At 54.7% G+C, this 8,488-nt stretch carries 10 protein-coding genes; 6 read left to right on the top strand and 4 right to left on the bottom strand.

Annotation, left to right across the window (positions count from 1 at the left end; genetic code table 11):
* Window positions 1–91: 91 nt before the first annotated feature.
* A complete protein-coding gene (locus HBN61_RS21945) occupies window positions 92–484 on the top strand; it encodes a hypothetical protein (RefSeq protein ID WP_170047893.1) in 393 nt (130 codons plus the stop codon).
* A gap of 8 nt (window positions 485–492) precedes the next feature.
* Here HBN61_RS21945 and HBN61_RS21940 read toward each other — a convergent pair whose 3' ends face one another.
* On the bottom strand, window positions 493–963 hold the full coding sequence (locus HBN61_RS21940) for an Lrp/AsnC family transcriptional regulator (protein ID WP_169965703.1): 471 nt from the start codon (window positions 961–963) through the stop codon (window positions 493–495).
* Window positions 964–1,128: 165 nt separating this feature from the next.
* Here HBN61_RS21940 and HBN61_RS21935 point away from each other — a divergent pair, with 165 nt between their 5' ends.
* Window positions 1,129–2,286: a methionine gamma-lyase gene (locus tag HBN61_RS21935; RefSeq protein WP_170047895.1), complete on the top strand. Its 1,158-nt coding sequence runs from the start codon at window positions 1,129–1,131 to the stop codon at window positions 2,284–2,286.
* Between the two features lie 325 nt (window positions 2,287–2,611).
* On the opposite strand, the gene HBN61_RS21930 is transcribed toward HBN61_RS21935, so the two are convergent.
* Entirely contained in the window at window positions 2,612–3,538 is a 927-nt protein-coding gene (locus tag HBN61_RS21930) for a LysR family transcriptional regulator (protein ID WP_094995174.1), read from the bottom strand.
* A gap of 310 nt (window positions 3,539–3,848) precedes the next feature.
* Between HBN61_RS21930 and HBN61_RS21925 the strand changes: the two genes are divergently transcribed.
* Genes HBN61_RS21925 through pcp form a run of 3 tightly spaced genes read left to right on the top strand, consistent with a single transcriptional unit; the run spans window position 3,849 to window position 6,182 of the window.
* On the top strand, window positions 3,849–4,580 hold the full coding sequence (locus tag HBN61_RS21925) for a DUF969 domain-containing protein (RefSeq protein WP_094995173.1): 732 nt from the start codon (window positions 3,849–3,851) through the stop codon (window positions 4,578–4,580).
* Entirely contained in the window at window positions 4,577–5,527 is a 951-nt protein-coding gene (locus HBN61_RS21920) for a DUF979 domain-containing protein (protein ID WP_170047892.1), read from the top strand. Before HBN61_RS21925 ends, HBN61_RS21920 begins: the two co-directional genes overlap by 4 nt.
* A gap of 7 nt (window positions 5,528–5,534) precedes the next feature.
* On the top strand, window positions 5,535–6,182 hold the full coding sequence (gene pcp, locus HBN61_RS21915; RefSeq protein ID WP_170047891.1) for a pyroglutamyl-peptidase I: 648 nt from the start codon (window positions 5,535–5,537) through the stop codon (window positions 6,180–6,182).
* A gap of 27 nt (window positions 6,183–6,209) precedes the next feature.
* Here pcp and bsh read toward each other — a convergent pair whose 3' ends face one another.
* On the bottom strand, window positions 6,210–7,268 hold the full coding sequence (gene bsh, locus HBN61_RS21910) for a bile salt hydrolase (RefSeq protein ID WP_170047890.1): 1,059 nt from the start codon (window positions 7,266–7,268) through the stop codon (window positions 6,210–6,212).
* Window positions 7,269–7,372: 104 nt separating this feature from the next.
* Entirely contained in the window at window positions 7,373–8,194 is an 822-nt protein-coding gene (locus tag HBN61_RS21905) for a hypothetical protein (protein ID WP_346266468.1), read from the bottom strand.
* A gap of 106 nt (window positions 8,195–8,300) precedes the next feature.
* Between HBN61_RS21905 and HBN61_RS21900 the strand changes: the two genes are divergently transcribed.
* On the top strand, window positions 8,301–8,488 hold a 188-nt coding region (locus HBN61_RS21900), incomplete at its 3' end, for a transposase (protein ID WP_524539063.1).

Genomic DNA, 8,488 nt, shown 5'->3' with positions numbered 1-8,488 from the left:
AACACGGAGAACCGGTCGAAAAAGCTCTCCGTACATGATTTTTCGGTCACTTTTCGTCCAATGACGCTGTAGGTGCCTGGAAAATTGCAACTTGCCGCGGCTGCACGACAAGTTGATCGGAGCATCCCTAGAAGGTGCCTTTCCTCCCGAGTTATCTGACAGCAACCTTGCTGTGCGCGTGGATGCCATTCAATTCATAACCCTACCCAAACTGAGGGGGGATATTCTGATTGACTATGACGTCAAAAAATCTATATTCGAGTCGCGTGCGTCTTATGCCTTCGACAATAAAACCGTTATTTTCGAAAGCAGTTTTTTATATGCTTATGAGAAAAGGCTTAATCATCGCGCGCCCAAAATCCAGTTTTACTGGACGCATCGCATTACTTGCCCCGACCACCCCGACGTGGCCTGCCAATCGCAACTCGTCAAATGCAACACCTCTAGACCCTTTAGCTACAGCGTTGACTTCTATCTCGGGTAACCACCTTATTAAAGTGCCAAGGGCATCTTGCGCAGCGGCTTTACTGACTTGAAAGAGAAACTTGAATAGATTTCCTTTACCGCCGGTAAAGTTTGCAATACTTCACGCGCAAACTCACCAAACGACTCAAGGTCTTTAGCCACCACTTCGAGCAAAAAATCATAACGGCCCGAGATGTTATGGCATGCCACGATCTCAGGAATATCCAGTAGGCATTGCTCGAACTTTCTGGCAGTTTCCTGAGAATGGGAAGCCATCATGACACTGACAAACGCCGTAACGCCGTAGCCCAAATGCTTGGGCGACAGAATGGCTTGATAGCCGGTAATCAGCCCTTGCTCTTCGAGGATTTTGACCCGTCTCCAACAGGGTGAGGTGGTCAGCGATACCTTTTCCGCCAGTTCGGCAACTGTTAATCGCGCATTGTTTTGCAAGGCTGCTAACAGGGCTTTATCGGTTCTATCCAGCGGACTGGGCATACTGTGCCTCTCAATCTCAGCGTGAAGGGTATTTATTCCAATAACACGCGTTTCATCCCCTGGATTTGGAATTTATCGTGTCGAATATGAGCATAGCATTGTAGGAAATATCGGAGCGCTCAGCATGAACGACAAAAAAATGAGTTCGGCTTTTCTACCCGCGCGATTCACCACGGCTACAACGCGCTTGAAAATAATGGGGCCTTGATTCCTCCCATTTATCTCACTTCCACCTTCGCATTTCCCTCCACTGAATACGGTGCAGCCTGTTTTGCCGGAGAAGAAAGCGGGCATTTTTATACCCGTATTTCCAATCCAACCCTGGCCCTGCTCGAATCCCGCATGGCAACGCTGGAAAATGGTGAAGCCGGTATCGCTTTCAGCTCTGGCATGGGCGCCATTGCAACGACCTTCTGGACCTTACTGCGCCCGGGGGATGAGTTGATTGTGAGCCGCACCCTGTATGGCTGCACGTTTGCTTTGCTACACCACGGCATTGGCGAGTTCGGGATCAAGGTCAAGCACGTCGACATGGCTGACATGCAAGCACTTGAAGCCGCCATCACCCCCGCCACGCGCATGGTCTACTTTGAAACCCCCGCCAACCCCAACATGCAATTGGTGGATATCGCAGCGGTAGCTCGTATCGCCCACGCCTACCCCGACATTACCGTGGTTATCGACAACACCTACTGCACTCCTTATTTGCAGCGACCGCTGGAATCAGGCGCTGACATCGTTGTGCATTCGGCAACCAAATACCTGAGCGGCCACAGCGACATCACGGCTGGCATTGTGGTCACGTCACAGGCACTGGCCTCGCGCATTCGCTTGCAAGGCTTAAAGGATCTCACCGGGGCCGTGTTGTCGCCCCACGATGCATACCTGCTCATGCGCGGGCTCAAGACCCTGGCTTTACGTATGGACCGCCATTGCAGCAGTGCTCAGTTGATTGCGCAGTATTTGGAGCAACACCCGGCAGTGAAGTCGGTGTCGTATCCGGGGCTACCCTCTTTCGCACAACATGAGCTGGCTAAATCCCAAATGCGCCAGCCCGGAGGGATGATTGCTTTCGAGCTAAAGGGAGGCCTGGAAGCCGGCAGGTATTTCATGAATGCCCTGCAACTGATCAGCCGAGCCGTCAGTCTGGGCGGTGCTGAATCCTTGGCGCAACACCCTGCCAGCATGACCCATTCGGCTTACACCCGGGAGGAACGTGCACGTCACGACATCAGCGAAGGCCTGGTGCGCCTGGCAATAGGCCTTGAAGATGTGGAAGACCTGCTGGCTGATGTTGAACAAGCCCTTACTTACTGCGTCTGAATGCCCTCGCCCAACAGAAAAGGCCGCTGGTTTAGCAGCGGCCTTTTGATGTTCGGGGGATCAACCCGGCGGAATAGTGGCAAGGATACCGATCCCAATGGTCAACAGCAGAAATCCTCCCAAAAACCAACCCATCTTAGCCATATCAGTTCCTACCGTAAGTGTGTCGAAAACCAGAACGTGAGCATCAACGGACGGCATCCCTGCACCGTTCAAGGTTCGATGCCTACTTGAGCTATCTGACTGAGTGTAATTTTCTGCCGATTGTGAGCTGCAATACAGGCGCAGTTGATTCATAAAAATACGGATCAGATGACAAGCTGTACTAGTCGAGGGGCTTGGGCAATATCAGGTGACCCGGTTTAACGGCGCGCTGGTAGTCGGCCACAACCGCTTGGGCGAGGCTGACAACCGCTTCATTGAGTTCAAGGCCTGCGCCGACGCGCCAACTGGCATAGACCGAAAAGCCGGGGCCGGCGCACATCGGCAACTCAACCAGGCTGCCATGACGTAATTCGCGGCTGACCAGCACCGGCGGCAGGACACCAATACCAAACCCATCAGCCACCAGCTTGATAATGGCTGCCACCGAATTGATGCAACTGATGCGTGGCGCGCTAATGCCTTGCTGATGCAGGTAATTGAGCACATCCTGATGCGGCCGGGACAACCGCGAGAAGGTCAGCAACCGTTCCTGACAGAGCGCTTCGAGCCCATCATAAGGGCGATCAAGAGGGGTTCCTCTGGCCACCACCCAGCGCAACGGATAGCACGCCAGATGCCTGTTACGCACACCGTCGGCCCGTAATAAATCTGTCTGGAATATCAGATCCAGTTGCCCCTTGAGTAATTGCTCATTCAAGTTCAGGGCTGTATCAGCCGTCAGCTCTACTTCAACCAACGGATAGTCGCGACTAAGAGCGTTAATCAGCTCGCTCAGCCAGCTATGGATGACTGTATCCATGACACCAATGCGTAAACGGCCCGAAAACGTATCGGCCTTGCCCAACGACTGGAGCATGCGCTGCTGGGTCGCCAGCATTTCTTCCGCGTAACTCAGCACGTTGTGCCCTTCACGCGTCAGGTTCACACCCCGCGAGTCACGTTGAAACAACTGCACGCCAAGTTCGGCTTCCAGCACCGAGATACGGCTTGAAATGGCCGCTTGCGTACTGGATAGCTTTTCGGCAGTCAGTCGGAAACTGCCGAGCCGGGCCACCCATACAAAGGTCAAAAGGAATCTCATGTTCATGAAGGTTGCCCGTTCACGCTAAACAAGGTCGCCACTGTAAACCCTTGCAACAACTGCAAGCCAGCCCGATCCCGCGTGCAATTGGCCAAACTTTTTTGTTCAGCGGTGACAACTTTTTTTGACTGGACGCAGTGGGTAAAGCGCCCAAAGATATCGCTCAATGACGCCCGCTCATGGGACGCCAACAATAAAAAAACACGCTGAGTCCGGCAGCGAATCAATTTTGCGAAAGTGAGCCCGACCGCTTTCGCCTTGCGCGCACACCAGCCTGCCCTGGCGTTGCGGCAACCAGCCAAGGGATTCACTCCCCATGCAAACCGTCGTCAATCTATGGCCCTTATTGGGCGTATTCGTGATCATCGCGGGCTTCGTGCTGCGCTTCAACCCACTGCTCGTGGTGAGCCTGGCAGCAATCGTGACCGGCCTTGCAGCCCACTTTTCTCTGGAGCACATCATTACGCTGATGGGGGAAGGATTTCTTGAAACCCGTGCCTTGCAATTAATCCTGCTGCTACCGCTCGCAGTGATTGGTTTGCTGGAACGTCATGGCTTGCGTTTGCACGCACAGAACTGGATAGCCACCTTTCAACGCGCGACAGTCGGCCGTTTATTGATCATGTACCTCTTCGTGAGAGAAACCACCGCAGCGATTGGGCTGACCAGCCTTGGCGGTCACCCGCAGATGGTGCGCCCGCTCCTGGCGCCGATGGCCGAAGGCGCGGCTGAAAATAAATACGGGAAATTGCCCGAGGCCGTGCGTCATAAGGTACTGGCGATGTGCGCCGCCACCGACAATGTCGGCTTGTTCTTTGGCGAAGATGTGTTCGTGGCATTTGGCGCAATCGCCTTGATGCATACGTTCTTATTGGGCTCTGGCCTCGATGTAGAACCTTTACACATCGCTTTTTGGGGAATTCCCACAGCAATCTGCGCCTTTATCGTGCATGCGCTGCGCTTGTATCGCTTCGACTCGCAGCTGACGCGCCAACTGACCCCACGTGAATCTTCCATCGAGCCGACCTCACCGGAGGTTGCACGATGATCATCTCCATTGAGTACTTTTACTGGCTGGCAGGCGTGTTGTTAATGGTCACTGCCGGCATGATCGCTTGCGATCAAAACCACCCCAAACGCTGGAGCAGCAGCCTGTTCTGGGCGCTGTTTGCCATCGTGTTTCTGGTAGGCGATCGCATACCTCCGTTCGTTGTAGGTGCAGGCGTGCTGGTCATGGCGTTGATTGCAGGCTTTGGCGGCGTAGGCCGCGGGACGCATGCCGAGTTGCACGTCAAGGCAGCACGCGCCAGCGCCGGGAGACTGGGGCACAAGCTGTTCCTCCCTGCCCTGTCGATTCCATTGGTGACGGTTATCGGCTCCATGCTGCTCAAAAACACGCAAATCGAGGGCGTCCCGCTGCTAGACCCGAAAAACACCACGTTCGTGTCCTTGGGACTGGGCTGTATTGTGGCGTTGATTCTGGCATGCCTTCTGACCCGTGATTCCCCCCTGCAAAGCCTGCGCGAATCGCGTCGTCTGACCGAGGCGCTGGGTTGGACCATGGTGCTGCCGCAAATGCTCGCCATGCTCGGGCTGTTGTTTAACGACGCCGGGGTGGGCTCTGCCGTCGCCCATGTAGCAACGTCCTACATCAATATGGACTTCCGCTTGATCGCTGTGATGGTCTATGTGCTGGGGATGGCATTGTTTACCGTGATCATGGGCAACGGCTTTGCCGCGTTCCCGGTCATGACAGGTGGTGTAGGTGTTCCGGTGCTGGTAGGTGTTTACGATGCCAACCCGGCAGTGATGGCCGCCATCGGCATGTTCTCTGGCTACTGCGGCACACTCATGACACCGATGGCGGCCAACTTCAATATCGTGCCGGTCGCTCTGCTGGAAATCCCGGACAAGTACGCCGTGATCAAAGCGCAAATGCCTACGGCATTGATGATGTTGGTCGTCAATATCGTCCTGCTCTATCTGCTGATGTGAGGCGCCCATGCGTACCGTATTACTGACAGGTTTCGAACCGTTCGATCAAGACCCGATCAACCCTTCATGGGAGGCCGTAAAAGCTCTGGATCAAACCCTGATCAAGGAGGACGTCCGGATCGTCTCGCGGCAGTTACCCTGCGTATTTTCCCAGGCCCCGACGCGCTTGCTTGATCTACTCGTGTCATTCCAGCCAGAACTGGTGATTGCCGTTGGATTGGGCCCGGGACGAACCGATATTTCGATCGAGCGCGTGGCAATCAATCTCAACGACGCGCGAATCCCCGATAACCTGGGCGAGCAACCTATCGACACGCCCGTGGTCTGCGGCGGCCCCGCAGCCTACTTCAGCACATTGCCCATCAAGGCAATGGCGCGGGCGCTAAAGGCCGAAGGCATACCCGCGTCAGTGTCGCAAACGGCCGGAACTTTTGTCTGTAATCAGGTGTTCTACTGTTTGCAACACGCCTTGACGGGCTCTGGGGTGCGCAGCGGTTTCATTCACGTGCCCTATTTACCACAACAAGCCGGGCTCGCCCCGCAACCCGTGGCGTCCATGAGCCTTGCTACACAGGTTCAAGGGTTGCGCGTGGCAATCATCACGGCACTTGAGACTGTGGATGACCTCCACGAAACAGGGGGACAAGTGAGCTGAAGACTAACGGTGCAATAATGTGAACCTTCAGGCGCCCTGAAACTGAAAAGGTGCCGCCTTTTCAAAATCTGCGGAAACCTCGCCCGAGTAAATCGTGCTTTGATTCGGCCCCAGATCCAACTTTTTGACTACCCCTGTGGCCTGGGTGAAATCCAGCTTTTTAAGGTCGACCCAAAATGTATTGGGGGTGATGGCGGACTCAAAAAAATACAGCTGTTGTTTATGGTCAATCACGGACCGCCACCGCGTGGACGATATGTTCGGCTCTCCGGGGGTGGTGATGCCATAGGGTACTGACACATTACGAATCACACTGAAAACGCTAGCCAGCGCGAGACGCGGGTCCTGGGATTTAGGCACGGCATTCACGTAGAACGAAGCACGGGCAAAACGATCCGCAGACCGGTTGGTGCCCGGTAGCATGACGGTGCCGCCGATAGCCTGCCAATACGCATTCATCGCCAGCTGTGCGTCAAAAGCCGGCGAGTTGGTCATCACCTGATAGGCCCGGTCATGATGGATGACTTGTTTGCCATCAATGTATTCGATGATTGCACTGTCGCCCGATGCATCCGACATCGATAAATGCAAAGTGGCCAGGCGTCCTTCGCCGGGTACATCAGCGGTAATCACATTAAAGGGCTCGGTTTTGAGCACGTCCACAGCTTCTGACACGCTACTGAAGTTATCCAGTACGTACTGAGCCCAGGCAGCAATACTTAATCCTGGCCGGGCTTTATCGAAAGGTGGGTATTGTGACTCCACCAGCCACAACAAATTGGCAGACAGGCCTGCCTCGTTCACGCCGTCGGTGGTTGCAATGTCATAACCCGAAGCGATGACGCTGCCATATTTCGATGTCCACTCAAGCGAGTTGGGTCCCACCTCGCCATTGCGCTTCATACCTTGGGGAAACACCCACAGGTTAGTGGCCACGTCGGTTTTCCAGTCCATGGAGCGGGCGGTAATCACCTGCTGGTTGTCACCCAGGTACACCAACCGTGTACAGGCCTGCACCACAGGAACCGCGCTGATAAAAGCTGCCAGTGACAGCACACACGCTCTGGTGATGCATGCAGTTTTCATTTCTATGATCCTCAAATAATCACCCATGCCCGGGGCTGGCACAAAGACACATCACGCTGGTGTCAACACAGCAAGGCCCAGCACCAAGACCTGTCAGCCAAGGATTAAAAGCGCATGGAAAGGCCAATTACCGGTCCGCGCTGGGTCACATCATATTTGAACGTATTGCCAGTAAAATCTCGGGTTCGATAGTCCTGCGCCAAGACTCTGTAGCCCACGCGCACGAGCGTGGGATGCTCAAAAACATAGGTTCTGTAGCCCAAATAGGCTTGAGCGTTGTAGGTTTGCTTGGCAGAGGTATCAAGACCTCCGGCATCGGCTTCGCCTGAAAGCGTCCACCGGTCTGTCAGATCCGCCTGCATGCGCACGCCAATAAACGGGTCTGTCCAATGGGTTTTCTTCTTCGTACTGAAGCCCAGCGAGTCAATATTCACTTTGGTAGACAACTGACTCCAGCGCACGCCTACCGTAGGCTCAACGCGCCATGTGCGCGGTTCACCGAAAACTGTCGAGCCACCCAATGCCTGCTCATACACACGGTAATAGACGCCCGCCGCGAATGTGGACTGAGTGATTGAAAGACCAATCTTTTGCCCATAGAGCCGTTCTGACTGACGGGTTTTAGCGTACACACCATCCACATAAAAGCCGACCGTGCGATTGGTGATTTCAAGGTTGCCCATGAAAACAGAATTCAGGTTATTGAAGACCTCACGAAAACCCACGTCAGCCTTGGTATCAATGCCCGCCAGTGAGACCTGCCCATTACTGGAGGGTGCCCAAACAAACGGACTCGCCAAAACCAACCACTCGCCGCTGTCTGCCCTACTGTCCCGCTCCCCGGGACGGGTATTTTCACCCATGACCAAGGACGGCATGAGCAGCAAACCGCACACTAACTGCCATTGCACGCGCTTCAAAACCATGTCGACTGTCACCTCCCCTGACCGCTTTTGCTCTCAGCGCTTAGGGAATCTCCGAACAAGCCTTCAGTTATGCGAGAATCCCCGCAACACCTGATCCGAGCCGCCCATGAGCCAGATGAGCTTTTCCGACTTTGAGTACGCCGGCAAGCGCAAGCAAACCCGCCGAGAGCGCTTCCTCGCCGAAATGGATCAGGTGGTGCCCTGGGCAGGCCTGCTGGAGCTGATCGAACCGTTCTACCCCAAGGCCGGCGGCGGTAGAAAACCCTATCCTCTGGAAACCATGCTGCGCATCCA

The sequence above is a fragment of the Pseudomonas sp. WS 5071 genome, assembly GCF_012985765.1.
In the GTDB taxonomy this organism is placed as follows: domain Bacteria; phylum Pseudomonadota; class Gammaproteobacteria; order Pseudomonadales; family Pseudomonadaceae; genus Aquipseudomonas; species Aquipseudomonas lundensis_A.
This window is presented reverse-complemented; position numbering and strand designations above follow the sequence as displayed.